At 46.7% G+C, this 18149-nt stretch carries 19 protein-coding genes, 2 pseudogenes and 1 CRISPR repeat array; of the genes and pseudogenes, 2 read left to right on the forward strand and 19 right to left on the reverse strand.

The genetic code is table 11. From position 1 onward, the window contains the following. The 3 genes from M1L66_RS20730 to M1L66_RS20740 form a co-directional block, all read right to left on the reverse strand. Positions 1-819: a carbohydrate ABC transporter permease gene (locus M1L66_RS20730; RefSeq protein WP_434687940.1), complete on the reverse strand. Its 819-nt coding sequence runs from the start codon at positions 817-819 to the stop codon at positions 1-3. Further along, on the reverse strand, positions 816-1697 hold the full coding sequence (locus M1L66_RS20735) for a carbohydrate ABC transporter permease (RefSeq protein ID WP_002603413.1): 882 nt from the start codon (positions 1695-1697) through the stop codon (positions 816-818). The genes M1L66_RS20730 and M1L66_RS20735 overlap by 4 nt, the downstream gene beginning before the upstream one ends. Positions 1698-1759: 62 nt before the next feature. Continuing rightward, positions 1760-3154 carry an ABC transporter substrate-binding protein gene (locus M1L66_RS20740; protein ID WP_434694292.1) on the reverse strand — a complete coding sequence of 465 codons (1395 nt, stop codon included), beginning with the start codon at positions 3152-3154 and terminating at the stop codon, positions 1760-1762. 39 nt (positions 3155-3193) lie between these two features. Here M1L66_RS20740 and M1L66_RS20745 point away from each other — a divergent pair, with 39 nt between their 5' ends. Further along, positions 3194-3319: a DUF6783 domain-containing protein gene (locus M1L66_RS20745; protein ID WP_434694294.1), complete on the forward strand. Its 126-nt coding sequence runs from the start codon at positions 3194-3196 to the stop codon at positions 3317-3319. Here the strand turns inward: M1L66_RS20745 and M1L66_RS20750 are convergent. The 3 genes and pseudogenes from M1L66_RS20750 to M1L66_RS20760 all read right to left on the reverse strand — a co-directional run. Continuing rightward, positions 3263-3379: pseudogene (locus tag M1L66_RS20750) on the reverse strand (hypothetical protein); the annotation flags it as partial. The gene M1L66_RS20745 and the pseudogene M1L66_RS20750 overlap by 57 nt on opposite strands. A 101-nt stretch (positions 3380-3480) precedes the next feature. After that, positions 3481-3969 (reverse strand): hypothetical protein, encoded by a 489-nt coding sequence (locus tag M1L66_RS20755; protein WP_434687942.1) that lies wholly within the window; start codon positions 3967-3969, stop codon positions 3481-3483. Between the two features lie 56 nt (positions 3970-4025). Beyond that, positions 4026-4394 carry a GyrI-like domain-containing protein gene (locus M1L66_RS20760; protein ID WP_434687944.1) on the reverse strand — a complete coding sequence of 123 codons (369 nt, stop codon included), beginning with the start codon at positions 4392-4394 and terminating at the stop codon, positions 4026-4028. Positions 4395-4546: 152 nt separating this feature from the next. Between M1L66_RS20760 and tnpA (M1L66_RS20765) the strand changes: the two are divergent. Then, a pseudogene (gene tnpA / locus M1L66_RS20765) lies at positions 4547-4621 on the forward strand (IS66 family insertion sequence element accessory protein TnpA); the annotation flags it as partial. Between the two features lie 304 nt (positions 4622-4925). On the opposite strand, the gene M1L66_RS20770 reads toward tnpA (M1L66_RS20765), so the two are convergent. The 13 genes from M1L66_RS20770 to cas5c form a co-directional block, all read right to left on the reverse strand. Continuing rightward, positions 4926-6311 carry a hypothetical protein gene (locus tag M1L66_RS20770; protein ID WP_434694367.1) on the reverse strand — a complete coding sequence of 462 codons (1386 nt, stop codon included), beginning with the start codon at positions 6309-6311 and terminating at the stop codon, positions 4926-4928. Positions 6312-6416: 105 nt separating this feature from the next. Then, positions 6417-8039 (reverse strand): IS66 family transposase, encoded by a 1623-nt coding sequence (gene tnpC, locus M1L66_RS20775; RefSeq protein ID WP_434687946.1) that lies wholly within the window; start codon positions 8037-8039, stop codon positions 6417-6419. A 287-nt stretch (positions 8040-8326) separates the two neighbouring features. Continuing rightward, positions 8327-8686, reverse strand: a complete 360-nt coding sequence (gene tnpB, locus M1L66_RS20780) for an IS66 family insertion sequence element accessory protein TnpB (protein ID WP_110324528.1) — start codon at positions 8684-8686, stop codon at positions 8327-8329. After that, entirely contained in the window at positions 8676-9068 is a 393-nt protein-coding gene (gene tnpA / locus M1L66_RS20785) for an IS66 family insertion sequence element accessory protein TnpA (protein ID WP_434687949.1), read from the reverse strand. Before tnpA (M1L66_RS20785) ends, tnpB begins: the two co-directional genes overlap by 11 nt. Positions 9069-9144: 76 nt before the next feature. After that, complete coding sequence (locus tag M1L66_RS20790) at positions 9145-9306, reverse strand: hypothetical protein (protein ID WP_434687950.1); 162 nt, start codon at positions 9304-9306, stop codon at positions 9145-9147. A 232-nt stretch (positions 9307-9538) separates the two neighbouring features. Next, on the reverse strand, positions 9539-9850 hold the full coding sequence (locus M1L66_RS20795) for an AraC family transcriptional regulator (protein WP_434687952.1): 312 nt from the start codon (positions 9848-9850) through the stop codon (positions 9539-9541). Between the two features lie 147 nt (positions 9851-9997). Then, positions 9998-10621, reverse strand: coding sequence for an alpha/beta fold hydrolase (locus tag M1L66_RS20800; RefSeq protein WP_434687954.1), 624 nt, complete (start codon positions 10619-10621; stop codon positions 9998-10000). A 194-nt stretch (positions 10622-10815) separates the two neighbouring features. After that, positions 10816-12654: direct repeats of the CRISPR family, unit length 33 nt; unit sequence ATTTCAATCCACTCCGCTATCGCTAGCGGAGAC. Positions 12655-12828: 174 nt separating this feature from the next. After that, the gene (gene cas2, locus M1L66_RS20805; protein ID WP_434687956.1) at positions 12829-13119 is read right to left on the reverse strand and encodes a CRISPR-associated endonuclease Cas2; all 291 of its coding nucleotides are present in this window, start codon (positions 13117-13119) and stop codon (positions 12829-12831) included. A gap of 15 nt (positions 13120-13134) precedes the next feature. Beyond that, entirely contained in the window at positions 13135-14166 is a 1032-nt protein-coding gene (cas1c, locus tag M1L66_RS20810) for a type I-C CRISPR-associated endonuclease Cas1c (RefSeq protein WP_434687958.1), read from the reverse strand. Continuing rightward, entirely contained in the window at positions 14163-14831 is a 669-nt protein-coding gene (gene cas4 / locus M1L66_RS20815) for a CRISPR-associated protein Cas4 (protein ID WP_434687960.1), read from the reverse strand. The genes cas1c and cas4 overlap by 4 nt, the downstream gene beginning before the upstream one ends. Beyond that, positions 14831-15721, reverse strand: a complete 891-nt coding sequence (gene cas7c, locus M1L66_RS20820) for a type I-C CRISPR-associated protein Cas7/Csd2 (protein WP_187019053.1) — start codon at positions 15719-15721, stop codon at positions 14831-14833. The genes cas4 and cas7c overlap by 1 nt, the downstream gene beginning before the upstream one ends. A 1-nt stretch (position 15722) precedes the next feature. Then, the gene (cas8c, locus tag M1L66_RS20825; RefSeq protein ID WP_434687962.1) at positions 15723-17480 is read right to left on the reverse strand and encodes a type I-C CRISPR-associated protein Cas8c/Csd1; all 1758 of its coding nucleotides are present in this window, start codon (positions 17478-17480) and stop codon (positions 15723-15725) included. Beyond that, positions 17477-18136 (reverse strand): type I-C CRISPR-associated protein Cas5c, encoded by a 660-nt coding sequence (cas5c, locus tag M1L66_RS20830; RefSeq protein ID WP_434687964.1) that lies wholly within the window; start codon positions 18134-18136, stop codon positions 17477-17479. Before cas5c ends, cas8c begins: the two co-directional genes overlap by 4 nt. Positions 18137-18149: the final 13 nt, after the last annotated feature.

The raw sequence follows: 18149 nt of genomic DNA on the forward strand, positions 1-18149 counted from the left end.
TCATCCTTTCACGGAACCGGAAGTCAATCCGCCCACCAAATACTTCTGTGCAAATATAATCATGACGAACACCGGAAGAACCGCGATGGTTGCCGCCGCGCTCATGGAAGCCCAGTCTGTCGTATTCTGCATCATAAACTGCCGGATTCCCACTGACAGCGTCCGCAGATTCTTATCCTGGATAAAAATACTGGCGATCGTATACTCATTCCACACATTCATCAGAGTAAACACTCCCACCGACGCCACTCCAGGCAGGGAAAACGGGAGGATGATCCTCCAATACGCCTGAAAGCGGCTGCATCCGTCGATCATGGCAGCCTCATCCAGCTCCGTCGGAATATCATCGAAAAACCCTTTCAGGGTCCAGATACCGAACGGCAGATTGATGGCCGTATAGATGAGGATAAGGCTGAAATGGGTATCCACCAGATGAAACCGGCTGAGAGTCACATACAGCGGAATCATAATCAGCATGGCCGGCAGCATCTGAAGGATAATTAGAAACATTGTATACCCGTCAAAAAGCACGCCGCGGCACCGTGACAGTCCGAAACCGGCCATCGTAGAAAATGCCACACACAGCGCCGTCACGATCAGCGCCACGAAGATCGTGTTGACGAGAGACTGTGCAAAAGAGGTCCTGGTAAGCACATGGATAAAGTTATCCAGCGTGGGATGCAGCGTGAACAGCGAGACGGTTGACAGCGTCTCGGATCTCGGTTTTAGCGCGGTTCCAATCATGGACAGAACCGGTAAATTGGCGGCCGCGCAGAAAAAGATCAGAAGCGCATAGATGATCCCCTTTTTATTTTTCATACATCATCCTTTCCCTTCTGCATTTTCATGTAAACTGCGCAGAAGAACAGAAGAATCACAAGAGTCATCATGGAAATGGCGGATGCATACCCCATCTGTCCCCGGTAGAACGCGGTATTATATGTATAGATCGGAAGCGTAAAGGTCGCCTCCAGCGGCCCGCCCTGCGTCAGAAGATAGATAATATCAAAATTGTTAAAGCCCCAGATGAACATCAGAGTCACGACCACCATACTCACGTTCCGGATCATCGGCAATGTAATATAGAAAAATGTCTTGATTCCCGTGGCCCCGTCCATCCTGGCCGATTCGTAGACATCCTCCGGAACGCCCTGGAGCCCGGCCAGCAGCGACATACACATAAACGGATACGATTTCCACGTTCCCACCACGATGCATGTGATCCGCGCCATCCTCTGATCCGCAAAGAACAGAATCGGCCCATCCGTCAGATGCAGTCTCTGCAGAATCACATTTACGATTCCCGACTGGTCATTTAAGATCCACAGCCAGTTCGCCGTAGCGACTACGGTCGGTATCGCCCATGGAATCAAAATCAGACCGCGAAACAGCGCTCTTCCCTTAATCTTCTGATTCAGCAGAACGGCCAGAAAGAGTCCCAGCACGTAGCTGGCGGCCACACAGATAAACGCATATTCCAGGGAATACACCAGGGACGGCCCCATGGTCCTGTCCGAAAACAGCTTGATAAAATTGGCAGCGCCCGTAAACCGGACCGTCTGTCCTTTCTTTAAAATATTCGTATTGGTAACACTTAAATAAATGCTGTTAAACAGCGGATAAAAGCTGACCAGCAACAGAATGATCGTCGGCATGACCAGCATTTTAAGGCCAAACCTTCTCCGGTTTTTCTCCATCAGCAGTCCCTCCTTTTTTAATGAAGGTCCGGCCTTTTATAAAAGCCGGACCTCTCTGGTCACTACTCTTCTGTTGCGATGTCGATTGCTTCCTGGATCTTTTCTGCCTGAATTCTGGCGATTTCATCGGTATCCACCTTACCATTAAGCGCCTCCTGTGCGCTGTAATTCATCGTCTGCTCTCCATTTACCTGAGAGAATCCCGGGAAAATGTTCTCGATCGGCCAGGTACACGGTACTGCGGTCGGCACGATCTTATTTAACACGCCCTGGGCAACCTTGTTGTTAAAGGTCTCACCGCTGAAGAAGGATTTCTTCGCCGGATAAGCCCAGCATCCGCCTTCGGTATATAAAGCGCTGCAGTTCTCTGCCCACCATTTTACAAACTTCTTCGCTTCCTCCGGGTGCTTTGTCTGTGAGAATGCCATTAGAGCGTCACTAAAGCTGGAGGTTCTGACCGCGGTTCCGTCCGGTCCCTTAAATGCGCTGTAAACCTCGGTATTTTCCAGAATCTCCGGATAGTCAAAGATGGAAGCCGGGAAGCTGGTAAACCAGAACACGGACTTGCCGCTGTAATACAGTTTCTCCGCATCCGCCGATTTATGTCCCAGAACACCGTCAGCCACATAGCCTTTTTCCTTGAATGTTTTAAACAGATCGATGGCCGCCTTATATCTGTCATCCGTACTTCCCGGCGTACCGTCCTCCTTCACGATTCCGGCGTCATTACTCATGGCGAAGCACATGAAATAGTGCCACAGTCCCATGTCGGCTCCCGCGAAATCCAGAGGAGTCAGATCCGGGCGAACCTCTTTGATCTTCTCACACGCCGCCAGCAGTTCATCCCAGGTCTCCGGAACCTTTTCGATTCCGCACTCCTTTAAATAATCGCTGCGGTAAAAGATTCCTCTGTATCCCACCATATAAGGAACTGCGATCTGATCTCCGTCGTAAGTAAATGATTTCATTGTGGCTTCCCCATAGTCATCAATGGTTCCATCCTGTTTCCACTCCGCCACTACGTCATTAAGTTCCAGAGCCTCGCCCATTCTGGCGTACATATCCGGAAGATCCAGAGCCACACTGGCCACGTCCGGCGCCGCATTAGAGCTGACTGCGGTTAAAAACAGCTGGTAATAATTATCCCACGGCTGTACCGTAACCTCGATATTCACGCCTGGATTCTCGCTCTCATACTGTGCAATCAGTTTTTCGCAGGTCTCTAAGTAAGCGTCGTCGCTTCCGTAGTTCATCTCCCAGAACTGCAGCGTTATCTCGTCCTTCTTCTCCTCTTTGGCTGTCTGTGCCACGGTCTCTGCTTTCGCGGTAGCCGTCTCCGCCTCCGTTTTCGCTCCGGCCGTGTCACCCGCTCCGGAAGTGCCGCTGTTCCCCGCACAACCGCAAAGTCCCGCCATGACGGCCGCCGTCAGCGTCAGAGTAATCCATCTCTTCTTCATTGTAAAACCTCCCTCTCGTTTGTCCTCTTGATCTGTTGCTTGTCCCCTTACCCTGGAGCGTGTTTGAGAATTTCTTATCGTCAGCTTTGCGTTACACTTTGTGGGAGATTTGGTCCCCATGAAGGAAGCGTAGTGGGCTACGCTGACCAAATTGGGGCCAAATAAACCGCGAAGTGGTGCCTGCAGATGGCGGATATGAATTTTCAAACACACTCCAGCTTTCATAGCTTCCTTATGTCAAAACTTCTTACTGCCTGATAAGTCTATTATAAGTAAGAGGAGGGACAATCTTCAACGGAGATAATTTTATAAAACCTGTAAATTTTTTACTTTCGCTCGGCTGAATTCTTCGGCATGGCTGAAGTCTCCGACACGGCTGAAGTCTCCAGCCGGTCCTCCAATAAAGCCTTTGAGATCTTCATTGCATGGATTATCTTTGCGTACCGCCTAAACTGTGCCGTCCCCTTCTCGTATTTCGACTGGGCCTTCTCACATTTACTGATGATGGAAACAATTGGAGGAACCGTTGATTTCAGTTCCTCCATTAAAGAGCTTTCTCCCAATATTTCGCAATTGTCCAGTGCTTTGTATTTCCCCGTCTCTTCACAACTCACCGCGGATTGTCGCTCCCCCATTCGCAAAAGTTCTGTATCAACCAGTTCTTTTGAGAGATAAAGCGCCCTTATTCTGTTTTTCAGAAGCGTATGCTGAGAGGTGCCTTCTCTGAATTTAGTCTGTGCATTCTCGCACCTCCCCACAATCGAGGCGATCACAAAAAGCGTCTCTGTCAACTCCTCTTTGCTGAGATGAATCATCCTGTTTTTCTCCTAATTTCCGTTGGCTTCCACTGTTTACCAAAATTACAGCCATTTTATGAATTCTTCTCAATTGGAATCCATAGCTGGCACACATACTTATCCGACTGCATATCTCCCGCCGGATAAACCTGAATATCAAGTCCGCTGCAGGGCTGGTATTCGCTGCTGGGGAAGAATTCAGAATAGACCGTATGCTGCATTTCCTGAAAAGCGCCGGGAATAGGACCAACACATTCAAAGACCGCCCAGGTGTGTGCCGGAATCTTCTCCACGCTTAATTCTTCTGCAACCGTTCCTCCATCATACATCATGCCGATCGCATAGACAAATTCGTTCGTTTGCGGATTTTCACTCAGGCAAAGCCCAAGCAGTGCATCTCCAAAGATCCCTTCCTTCGGATTCCGTTCAAACGTATACGGCAAATAATTAGTACCGTGCTAGTTGTATTTATCCATGAGATAATAACTCCAGAAAACTACAAGTTTTTTAAAGGAGCTATCTTATGGATAAGATCACCCATCAGATCCGTGCAGAGCACTGGACCAAAGTCCTAAATGAATGCATAAACAGCGGTATGTCCAAAACTGCCTGGTGCAGAGCCAATGGGATTTCAGAAAAGCAGTTATTCTACTGGCAGAGGATTCTGCGCAGGGAGGCTTTCGAGAATTCCAAGGCCTCATTACCGACAACCGCCGCATCACCCCCGTCGCTGGTGCCAACGACTCAGGGGACGGTCTCTTTTACCGAAATCAAACTCCCTTCAAAAAGCACGGTGCAGAAAGTGTTGAACCTGGCTAAAGCGCTTAGCATCAACTGGCCGGTCGGCGAGGATACATCCAACGAAACATTGGAAGCGCTCCTCTATCCGGGTAGGGCAAAGCAGGCATCAGACAGGATGCCCATTGATTTTCAACGAATTCACCGTGAATGTATTTATCAGTTTCTTATATACATTATATTATCAATTGCTCCGGCAGTTCATTCCAAGGCTCTACTGCGGCCAACTGGCAATATGGATTTACCTTCTGTAATCTGCTTCGAACTTCCGGCCATAATTCATGAATCTTTTTCAATTCTGCCTGGGCTTCTTTCGTGCAGCCAATCATATAGAATGTGTCTGCAATGCCGACATCCACACTTCCTTCAGATTGTTCCTGCACCACCATCTGGTACACTTCCCTGGCTTCACCTTTATCAAAAAGCTCACAGACTTCTTCTGTATGGGCGTGTTTCATAAAGAAAGTTCTATCAAATGCTCTTATCATTTCCATACCAAGAGAAAAAGCTTTTTCTGTAAAGGCCTTGTCAATCTTCACTTTATCCGATGTGACAATGCCATCCCGTTCACACCATTCACCGATTTTTAGCAATCTTGAGTACGCAAGATTAAGCATATTATACGCACGAACTGAAGCGGGAAAATGAGCTTTTTTATTTATTGATTCTACATTCCACTTTCTATGATCCTTATCATAAGACCATGAAAGCAACATATATACAGAACAAATAGCTAAGGCGAGTTCCTTTATATAATCATCTGCTGAAATTTCCAAGCAGGTTCCCTCAACATCTAATATTCTGCTGCCAAGCAGCCAGCACAGCGCCGTACAATCCGCATCGTTCTCACATCCGCGAAGAACATCCTGCGATAACCCGTAGGCATTGTCACTAGCAATGAGTTTAAGATGTCCATTGCCGATATGTGCTAATTCATGCAATAACAGCATCAACACTGACTGGTGAAAAATAACTGCAGGAATCTCATGTCTGTAATCGAACATAGCCGCAAATGGACTTTTTCTATAAATTGGAGCCTTGAACTGATACACAACTCTTTTGTTCTTATCTATTATCTGCGGATTGTCATCAAACAAGCCGCTTAAGAATTCCATATATTTCTTCAGAAACGGAAGTTCAAACTCTACAACATAATGTTCTTTTAAACTTGATTTGTATTCATTCAATGTGGATTTCGGATATAGCGAAGATACAGACATCGCCAAAGCATTCAGACAGATATGTACATACGGAATCTGGCTGTGCCCCGGCAAGACTTCTCTTGTATACGGATTTCTTTGAGAAGTATTATACCTTAACCTCATCCGATTCAACTCGTAAGATAACCACAGGAAATCTGGGTTATTATACGAAGTCAAATCATCCTCTTTAACAAGGCCCACTTGGTGCTTCTGGTCTAACTGCTCAATATATTGTTTGAGTTCATTCATTTTATCTTTACTAAAAGAAGCTACATTTTCTTTACCTGCAAACGGCGAATTGAACATTAATTCATAACTGTCTGTCTTGCCATGAAAAGTATAGTCATTATCCCACCACATTGTGTCCTCCGTTATCTCTATTTCCACACACTGTCAACCATTGGTCGTATACAGCAAACCATGCGTACTGTTCCATTTTTTGACCGCCATTTCCGGCGGTCCGGTTTACAGATTCGTTGTTTTAGATTTGCTCCGACAGATTTCCGGTAACTGATCGGACCATGGAAGCAGTTCCTCAATAAAGCGGTAATCCGTGTCATCTTGATGGTCCTTCAATACGGTCAGGATGTGCGTCAGATAACGGAACGGATTCAGGTGGTTCTCCTTTGCTGTTTCCGTTATGCTGTAGATGATCGCACTGGATTTTGCGCCATCTATGCTATCAATCAGCTTCCATGCATGTTTGTGCAGGCAGAAACTGCGGAGTGCTCCTTCTGTTACGTTGTTATCTAGCGGAACTTCACCGTCATTCAGGAACACGTTCAGTGCTTCTTCCTGATTGATACAGTAGTTGATTCCTTCCAGTGTTTTCCCTTTGGAAAGACGTCCGGATGACTGAATCTCTTTTGCCCATGCAAAGAAAGCCTCTGTCAGAGGTTTGACCGTCATCTGCCGCTGTTTCTTCCGTTCATCTGGTTTCAGATCAGATAACTGGTTGTCCAGATGGTAGATGGCGCCGATCCGCTTCAGGGCTTCATACGCAACCGTATCGTTCGCGGCTTTTTGTGCCGCTTTCGGGAGCGCTTTTAATGCGTCTGAGAAATATCGTCTCGCATGTGTCCAGCACCCTGCAAAAATAATATCCGGATTTTCACGGTCCAGCTTCCTATAAGCGCAATAGCCATCACAGACAACCACACCTGCAAAATCTTTCAGGAATTCTCTCGGATGGTCTGCTTTCCGGGTACGCTGATATTCATACAGGATGATCGGCGTGTCTTGGTATACCTTGCCGGTACGGTAGATCCACATATAGCTCTTGCTGTTTGCGGGGCGTCCGTCTTTTGATACCATAACGGGTGTCTCATCGGCTTGCAGCACATGGAAACGGTACAATTCTTTATGCAGGTAGTCATAAAGAATCCCCAGATACCGGTCCGCACACTGGATCATCCAGTTCGCCATCACCTGCTTGGAGATGTGGATATCATTCCGCAGGAATTCCTGACTGATTCGATATAAAGGAAGTCCATTTACATACTTGGCATTCATGATACTTGCCGCAAGGGTTGGAGTCAGGATGCTGTTGCGGAGCAGGTCTTTTGGACGATCCGCCTTGACGATGGTCTGATTGTCCCTGCCGGCATAGACAGCCACATGATGCTCTTCGACTGTGTACACGGCTAGCTGGACACGCACTCTTTTATAGACTTCATCCGGAAGCTGTTTCCATCCGTTGTCTCCAAAGAGTTCCCGCAGTTTTTCTTCCGAAAGGGTATGAGAGACCACTTCAACCGGAAGATCCTTTAGATCTTCCTCGCGTTTCCCTTTCCGTTTCCTACTTCTGACCTGGATCACATCCTCCTCGGCGGGTTCAACAACATAAAGCGTTTCTGTCAGAACTTCCGCTTCGTTAAAGATGAGTTCCAGCTCAAGCTGTCCTGCAATGACATCCAGTTTTTCAGAAGAACGCCCATAGCGTTTATTGTTCGCGTCAGCGATCTGCTCGATCAGGCGCTCCATGTTTGCATTTAGCTGGCTCAGTTGATCCTGCATGGACAGGATCACTGCCACGAGCGTTTCTTTGCTGAAACGGTTCAGTTCGTCTGGTGAGTAATTCGTTGACATGTTCGGTGCTCCTTTGTTTTCCTGTAGCGATTGTACCGCAAAACAAAAGAAAAAGCGAGCTACACAAAAACAGGCCCCGTCATTTTCACCATAGGATAAACACTCTAAAAAGCCGAAAAACTAAGAGTTTTTTAGCTTTTTAGAGTACTTATCCACACAGCAGCCTGCTGCAGACAGGCACTCCATCATTGAATGAATGCATTAAAGCCTGGTTGTGGATAACTGCCGATTTGCCCGAGGCTGCAACGGTGGAACGATTTTTTGTTTTCTCCGTTTTGCACAATGCTTTACAGAAGATCCTGTGGCTGCACTTCTTGGATCGGATGTTTGGAGACAATCTCCAGCCCCTGCATCAATGCCTGATATTGTTCCGGGGTGATCTCCAGTGCCTCTTCTTTTGTACGGGGCCAGCTGAAACCGCCAAGCTCCAGCCTTTTGTAAAGGAGAAGAAATCCATCACCTTCCCATACAAGCCCTTTTATGCGGTCATTGCGTCTACCGCAGAAGAGAAAAAGAATGTCCTTTTCATACGGATTAAGCTGGAAGTTAAATTTGACAATGGAAGCCAAACCATCGATCCCGCGCCGTAAATCTGTAAATCCGGCAGCGATATAAATCTTTTGGAATCCGGCAGCATTATTCAGCATTCAGGAACCCTCCGATCCGGGAAAGGAGAGCATACGAAGCGGAATTCGATATTTCCAGGATAATCTCCCCTTTTCGAATCACGAGATCCGGATGGAAAACCGGATTCGCGCTCCGGGGAGATGAAGGGAGTTTGATTTCGGTAAAAGAGACCGTCCCCTGAGTCGTTGGCACCAGCGACGGGTGTGATGCGGCGGTTGTCGGTAATGAGGCCTTGGAATTCTCGAAAGCCTCCCTGCGCAGAATCCTCTGCCAGTAGAATAACTGCTTTTCTGAAATCCCATTGACTCTGCACCAAGCAGTTTTGGACATACCGCTGTTTATACATTCATTTAGGACTTTGGTCCAGTGCTCTGCACGGATCTGATGGGTGATCTTATCCATAAGATAGCTCCTTTAAAAAACTTGTAGTTTTCTGGAGTTATTATCTCATGGATAAATAAAACTAGCACGGTACTAATTATTTGCCGTATACGTTCAAACAGCTCAAGCATAGTCTTATCTCTCCAGCACTCTCCCTAAAACTCTGGCAGCTGCCTGTTGCTGGTCTCCAAATCACAGGAAAATTTATCTTTTTTACGATAACCTCTAACTCACCCATCTTTTCAATTCTGTACTTCATGGTACTGCCTCCGTCTAAAATAATTTTTACAGAAAGGCGTGAAAAGGATTTTAACTTTGCTCTGCCCGATTTGGCCTGTACTGGCGTTATCCCATGAAAACGCGAAAACGCTCTTCCAAAACTCTCCGGCGAATCATAGCCATACTTAAGAGCCGCATCAATCACCTTTATATCAGTAGACGCCAGTACAGCATTGCGTAAGTTTCGGTGAATTATGTGCTTGATATTTGCGTCAGGAGCGCGTCCGCGAAGCGACGGCGTAGCGGACCCTACGTCTAGCTTCGTGGGCGTGATCCTGACGTGAATAGCGAGTGCAGAATTCACTGGAACTTATGCAACGCTGTACTGGTTCACTACCGGCAAGTGTGAGCCGCCTCATCCTGATATATTCCCCCAGAGAGTATCCGCACAAAATTCCAAATACCCGCTGAAAATGGTACGGTGAATAATTTGCCTGTGCCGCAATATCCGCCGCTTCCAGTTCTTCTGTCAGATGACTCTCAATATAGTCAATCGCCTTCTGCAAGCCGCTGATCCAGTTCATCCTCTCATCTCCTTCCGTATAGCCCTATTCTATCCTGTCATCGCAGATTCATCCTGACTTTTTATGCTCCCGGATGTCAGTATACCACGGTCTTTCACCACCTGCTCGTTGTTGTCCATACACCACGGTTCCTGTCAGGTTCCCATCCTACTTTTCTTCGTAAAACGCCTCAAGAATTTCAGCCAGTTTTTCCGGCGCCTCCACATTCACTTCGTGCCCGCAGCCTTCCAATATCTCTATTCTCGCCCCATGAATCTTCTCTGCCATCATTTCAGCCGCCCCTCTGTTCGCCCGATCCTTCTCCCCGCAAACGATCAGCGTCCTGCAATCCACTTTATCCAAATCTTCTTTGAAATCCAATGCCATCATAGATTTTGTCAACTGAATCAGTTCTCTCTTACCTACCCCCATTTTCTTAAAAATACCATTCGGCATCAACCGAAATATCATATTCTGCAATCTTAAAAGCCCCTTCGGCATCACGCACTGTCCCCCTATCAAGACCAGCGACTTTACCCTTCCCGGATGCTCCACCACATAATTTAACGCAATCACAGCGCCCAAAGAAAGACCACAAAGCCCAAACTCCGTTTTTATAGACTTACAATATGTCGAAAAAGCCTTATATACTTTTCTGTATGAAATCTCTGATCCCTCTTTAAATGCAAATACGTTCAGACATTGAATCTCTTCCTGTTCTCTCATGCTAGAAACTGTTTTATTCCAACTATCTGGCCCCTGTCCAAGTCCATGTATAAAAATGTACTTCACTCTTTGCTCTCCTTAACCTATCTATTTACTTTTATCGTCTGTAAACTGATTTTTTGCATAAATTTAATATACTCTGCTATTACTGATGGAGTCCCCTCAACGGTTTATTTCTGCAATAATCTTACGATTTTAAAACACACAGCTAGCGATGGCGGAAGCGTCTACAAAGCTGAGATATTCATGGCTGCGGGTGTATTTCAATCCACTCCGCTATCACTAGCGGAGACTTACCGCAAACAAGTATAAAGACAAAAAATAATGATTTCAATCCACTCCGCTATCGCTAGCGGAGACTGTGGTCGGGCGGACGGAGGGGGAACTCCGCTGATTTCAATCCACTCCGCTATCGCTAGCGGAGACACATAAGCCTTACCCGCGTGGGACTTACAATGTATTTCAATCCACTCCGCTATCGCTAGCGGAGACTCGACCTCACCGGTCTTTACCGCGCCGGCTGTCGTATTTCAATCCACTCCGCTATCGCTAGCGGAGACTCATATCCTGCCACACTGGGCTCCTCCTTCTCGGTATTTCAATCCACTCCGCTATCGCTAGCGGAGACATTCTTCGCCAGTAGCACTGGCATATTCTAAATTATTTCAATCCACTCCGCTATCGCTAGCGGAGACTTAGATTTCTTAGCTATTGTCAATATATTTTATATTTCAATCCACTCCGCTATCGCTAGCGGAGACATCACCGTTCGGATCGTCTACTTGTACCGGCCCATTTCAATCCACTCCGCTATCGCTAGCGGAGACTTTGTTTGGTTAATAGACCTTATTTCGCACATAATTTCAATCCACTCCGCTATCGCTAGCGGAGACCCGTGGCTTAAATCTTACTGGAGGCTCAAACGGAATTTCAATCCACTCCGCTATCGCTAGCGGAGACTACGGAACCGGGAGCAACTGCCTGACTGTCGAGGGATTTCAATCCACTCCGCTATCGCTAGCGGAGACAGTCTGATCCGGACATCGTAAACATCAAACTGGAATTTCAATCCACTCCGCTATCGCTAGCGGAGACTGATTAAGCTTTCCTTCGATGTCAGTGTATTCGAATTTCAATCCACTCCGCTATCGCTAGCGGAGACTTATTACACCAATTAAAACTTATGATCCCTTAAATATTTCAATCCACTCCGCTATCGCTAGCGGAGACGTAAGGCGTGTAGAAATCGACAGGAATATGAATTATTTCAATCCACTCCGCTATCGCTAGCGGAGACCTGGCATAACACGCAGGACCTTGCGCAGGATTTATTTCAATCCACTCCGCTATCGCTAGCGGAGACGGTATGGTATATGCCGCGGCAAGGGAGCCGGGAATTTCAATCCACTCCGCTATCGCTAGCGGAGACGGAAATGGTTCTCCCGTCGGCTTTGTTGCTACTATTTCAATCCACTCCGCTATCGCTAGCGGAGACCCAGGCAACCGGCCGGTGCTCGGTTACTGGTTCATTTCAATCCACTCCGCTATCGCTAGCGGAGACTACCGGGGAATATGGCAGATATCAAACAGACGATAATTTCAATCCACTCCGCTATCGCTAGCGGAGACTATCGGCCTGCATCAACGCCTGCCATATCCTGATATTTCAATCCACTCCGCTATCGCTAGCGGAGACGCCGCTCCCGGAATGGGAGGCTGAGACACCAAAAATTTCAATCCACTCCGCTATCGCTAGCGGAGACCTGCATGAGTTGCCGGTTTTCTCTCCAGTCCATATATTTCAATCCACTCCGCTATCGCTAGCGGAGACTGATTGGCGTTTACGTCCCGGTAAATGCAACGCTGATTTCAATCCACTCCGCTATCGCTAGCGGAGACCTTCCTTCCAGTCAATAGCTGTTTCCAACGCAGAATTTCAATCCACTCCGCTATCGCTAGCGGAGACTGGACAGATGAGCGGTACGTTAGCTGTGATTACGATTTCAATCCACTCCGCTATCGCTAGCGGAGACGGACATGGCTGTGGCAAGCATTGCCCTGATTGTATTTCAATCCACTCCGCTATCGCTAGCGGAGACTGCAAATCCGCACATATTATACCATACAACCATCAATAATTATATACATTTTGCACACTTTTCATCAATTCAATATAACCAATTTCCCAATACTCCCTGCACAACTGCAAAATTTCCGGTGCGAACCTCCCAGGGAATTTATGATCACTTCCGGTTCGCACCATAAATTCGCTTCTAAAAGATAAGAGGTTTTTCTACATTTACTCCCTTCTCTACACCAAAATGTTCCACCTTCGTGTCATGTTTGTTACCCAAATAATAAAACCTCAGACTGTCAACATTCACATCAATCAGATCTTTCAACACCGCTTTTAACATCACGCACTGGGCATTATCCACAATACATTCAAAAACTGAATTTTGTACCCTGGTACCATAGTTTACACATTGCTTTGCAACTTTACGCAACCTTGTTTTCCCCTCAGCGGTCTCGGTATTTACATCATAGGTAATCAGCACTAACATCTTGAAAAACGCCTCCTACTTCCAGAAAAATGGCGGATACTCATCCAAATCCCCTCTTAAATATCGTGCCAGCAGCATTGCCTGAACAAACGGAATCATCCCCCACTCCACCTTTTCACCTAAATAAGGATGTGTGATAACTTCCTTTTTTCTGTTTTGCCACTCTGTCAGTAGTTGCTTTCTGGCCTGGTCCGTCATAATAACAGCGCCATCTTCCTTCTTAGAAAAATCTTTACCGCTAACCATTTTTCGATTGATCAGCCCTAATACAAAACGATCTGCGAGCACTGGACGGAGTTCTTCGATCAGGTCAAGAGCCAGCGACGCCCTCCCTGGCCGATCCGTATGCATGAAGCCCACATAGGGATCAAGCCCAACCGTTTCCAGCGCAGAAGCCACCATATTTGTTAAAAGAGTATATACAAATGACAGCATGGCATTTACATTGTCTAACGGCGGCCGTTTATTTCTCCCGGAGAACTTAAAATCTTTTTTCTGCTGTAAGATCAATTGGTCAAAGACTCTAAAGTAAACACTGGCCGCTTCTCCTTCATATCCCCTAAGCTGAGCCATGTCCGTACACTCCAAAACATAGTTTAATGACTGCTGCATAAATGCAGATGCACGCTTAAGCGCCTCCACATCGACCTGTAATCCATGATCCCGAGTGGCGCGCTCCAGAACCCATTTCCCATTATAAATCTTACCAAGAATACAATTCTTTGCCACTCCCAGGCTAAAATCAGCATTTTCAGAAGCTTCGTACTGCTTCTTTCGTAAAACAACATTTCCCCTGACACTGCCGGTTACTCTCGCCAGGAATTTCCCCTGAGGTGTCATAAAACACAGAGAAATATCACGCATCGCGCAGCCGCCCATAAGGGCCGGGCTGACCCCTTTGTAGCCAAAGCAGACAATCGATTCCAGATTATGCAGGGGAATCCGCCCCAACTCCTGCTCTTTATCCAGAATCACTACATTTTCGCCATCCAATGAGAGATAACTATCCGGAGAAGTCACGTACAAAGTATTTAACAGTTTTTTCAAGGCGTTTCCTCCTCCATAATTTTCTCACGCACATATTCTTTCACAGAAGGAATTTTCCCCAGCTTCGGCATACAAATATCCTTCAAAGAACAGGCGTTACAGCTTTTGGACCATTTTACCTTAGGGGTATATTGCTTATCAAAAAGCTGATGCATTTCCTGAAAATACTTCCTTACCTGAGTTCTCAAATCCTCTGTGAACAAAACCTTCTCTCTGTGCCGTATTTCACCGTAATAAATGGCGCCTTCCGTTATTTCCGCAGAAAGCATTTCCTCCAGACACATGGCCTGCGCGGTAAGCTGTAACATATCGATGGGAATATCTTTCGGCTTTCCTCTCTTATACTCGATCGGGTAAACCCGAAATAGTCCCCTGTGCCCGTAAAGCGGAACGCCCTCCTCCGCTCTGTGAAACTCTACAATATCACAACTCCCGGATATCCCCATCATTCTGGACTGCACCGGCAATCCCCGGCTGATAATCACATCAGACCGCTTCTCCGTGGCCCAGGTATCATGGGCACGTTCATGGAGCAGTTCCCCTTCCACCGTTCTCTCATTCTCCTGCCACTGCTGTTCAATGTGAATAAGTGCCCACTGTCTCCTGCAAAATGCAAAATGCTGGATTCCTGAAAGCATCAGATAATCCTCTTCCTTATAGTCCATTATATTTTCCTTAAGACTTCTACTGTTTCCGGGATCTGCTCCTCATGGATGGTAATCGTATAATCGCTGTATTTTCTGGGATAATCCACATCGTCATGTTTCTTCACCTCTATCGCATCAAACAGCTTATAAGCCGGGCAGTCGCCTAACTCTTTGCTGTGTTTAAAGACAATCAGTTCCCGAACAGCCATCTTTCCTCTGGCCGCAGAATGATCGATTTCAAACATATTGATAATTGCTTCCCACAGAAGTTCCAGATCCTCTTCTGAAAAACCGGTGACCTTTCTCGCTAAGTTCGCCGATATGTATCCTTCCGTCCGATACAACGCATAGGGTACAATATTCTTTCGTCCCATTTCCGTACTCTTCATTTCGGCATCTTTTTCCGTGGTAATCGCTACTCTGGTAATCGTCACTTCCTGACTGACAATCGGATCAATGCTTCTGGAAAATCCCAGCTGCACCGGTCCCCGAACCTGTCCGCAGTTCAACGCAGCCTTTACAAAGGTTGTCATCACCGCGCCAAACGTACGGATATCAAAAAAATTACGGCACATGAAATCACAAATCTTCCGATCCACCTCCGGATCTTTCTTCTTTAAATCTTTTATTCCCTTATCATCAGTCCCCAGGTATTCATAGGCAGTATTATCGCTTCTGTTTAAGGGAACATCTTCTTTAATGTATATTTGATAGCCTTCGCTGTCCTCCTTCACGGTCTCCACGTAATTGCGAATCTTGCGCTTTAAGCATACATCCGTCACGATTCCATAACCACTTTCCGGATCAATTCTGGGAAGATTTCCCGCATCAGGGTCACCATTGGGATTCCCATTTTCTACATCAAATAAGATTACAAACTCATACCGGTTTTTGATTACATCTGCCATCTTACACTTCCTCCTTTGACTTTTTCTCATATCTTTTCTGGGTCTGATGATAATATCCCAATATAAACCTGCCCTGGGCATCTAAATTCAACCGTTTCGGTACTTCCGTTATCTTACTCTGAAGGGCTCCAAGCATTTTTTCATAGTAAATTTCCTTGCCTTTTTGATTCATCTTCCGTAAATGACTGTTTTTCAGTTTAAACAAAATCGGAAAGATGGATGCCGGAGTTGCACACGCAGAATTAAAGTACTTATCTTTAATGGTCGCATTAATTCCTGGATTGGCATCCTCCTGTATGGCCTCCAGCACAGCAAATTCCTGACCCAGTATATATGCAACATCATTGCTGTTATCATTCAGTTCCATGGTAATTTCCTCCTCACTGCCTCCTCTGTTTTTTAACAGAAACGCCTTGATCATGGCGGCTCTTCCCCGCGTAATTTTATAACTGTGGCTGTCGCTGTCATCCTGTTCCGACCGTATTCTTCCGATCACTGCCTGATACATGCTTTCCGGGTAATTGCTTCCCGAAATAACAGCCCGATACAGACTTCCCGCCATATTGGGAGCCGGTTTCTTATCCTTTGACTTCTTGTTCACCGTCTCAGACAGCAGTCTCCATACTCCCAGATACTCCATACGGTCGCCTGCCGGCCTCACAATACGCAGCCTGTCGTAATGATCTTTCACATGCCGCAAAATATTTCCAAAGCTGTCCTGATAGAAAAATCGTACCGACAGCCTGGCCGCATTCGGAGACAGTCCCAGTATATAGAATTTCTGGTCCATGGAGAGGCTTTCTTCCACATCATCTACATCCACCGCCTTGCCTGCCGCCAGGTTTTTGAACACCCCGTCTACAATCTCCTGATTATCTGCCGTCGGCTCCATCATAAAAGAAAATGTCCGGTTATACGCCTCTTCTCCATCTTCCGCCCAATAGACAACCGCCGTATCTCCAATCAAAGTCATATGATCCCGATCCGAAAGAAGATAATTTAAAGCTGTCGTATACGCATAAGCTGCATACGTACTGACCGGCGCATTATAACTCTGCTCTTTTCCATACGATTCAAAAGCCGGTGCATTAAACGATACCAATGCGGCCCCGCTGGACTGGGCGCCTGGTACGCCTTTTATTGTTCCATGAATCCTCGCAATCTCTGCCTGTTTTCCTGTCACAAGGCAGATTCCTTCCGTTCCTTCTCCTGGCTGCTGGCTGTATGTTTCCCAGGCCGCTTTGATAGCAGGGTCCTCCTGAACAAACTCGTCTCCAACAAAGAAAATCAAATTCCCCCCTGCCAGAATTTCTTCCAATACCTCCGACAGCGCAGCATGTCCCATGGCTTTTTCCGGCTTCCAGGTTTTAAAATATAGAGTCACCGCCCTGGCTGCCCTGCTGTCCACATCTTCCAGAATCTCCAGATGTTTCTCTTTTGCCGCCTCAAAACACTCCAGAGAACGTTCCGGCTTTCCTTTATTATCAATTCCAAGCAGATAACTGGAATTATCACAGAGGAAGTTGGCCGAAACCCCAGAAGAACGGGCTACCATCTGCGGAACCCTTCTGATCGCAGGCACTTCGACCGTCTTCTTCCCCCTCTCAACAGATTCTTTCAGAGGAATAACACGGATCAGCTCTCCTTCTTCCGAAAGCTCCAAACCAAAAGACACCTTTGCCGAACACCAGCCCGGACTGGTTATTTTCCCCTTTTGCTCCAAACTCTCATAATATGTTACCAAAGACTGCAGGATCATCGCACCACCTCCTGATCCCGAACATCCAACACTCCGTCCTTTAATACAGCCCGGAAAAACATTGGCTGTATATCTTCCGGATTGGTATAATCAAAATCATAGAGCATATAACCTAAATCCTTTTCCACGCCCTGATATTCCGTCGCCACAGTATCGTCCTCACAGAGTTCAATTTTAGCAGGAAATTCCCGGCAGCCGAAGTACGGCGTATGGTAACATTCTCCCCGTCTCAGCCTCCGCATGATAATATCTTTGAATTTCCCCGGATTATCCTCATCGCTGGCATGTTCTGTCATGTCAAAATGTGCCTCGATAACATAGTCTACATCCCGAAGCAAAATTGCTGCCCTCTGTACGATCTCCTGGCGGCTGCTGATAAACAGCGGCTTATTTCCTCCGTTCATTACTGTTAAAGCACTGCTGGCTGAAACCTTACTTTTCACCTCGTTTCGGCGTATGCTGGTAAACCGAATTAGATTTTTCACATAAATCCTGTCAACGACCCATTTCATTCCGGGATGCCAGTAGACTGCTTCCAATATCCCTCTCGCTGCCGAAGGCGTGATCACATCGTAACTGCATCGTTCTACTTTCATCTCCGGCCGGGTAAAAAGGGCCAAATCTCCCCAAACCCGTACCCGTACACCACGGCTCATGTTTGTCCTCCTT

The organism is Hungatella sp. SB206, from assembly GCF_051132295.1.
Lineage (GTDB): Bacteria > Bacillota > Clostridia > Lachnospirales > Lachnospiraceae > Hungatella > Hungatella effluvii.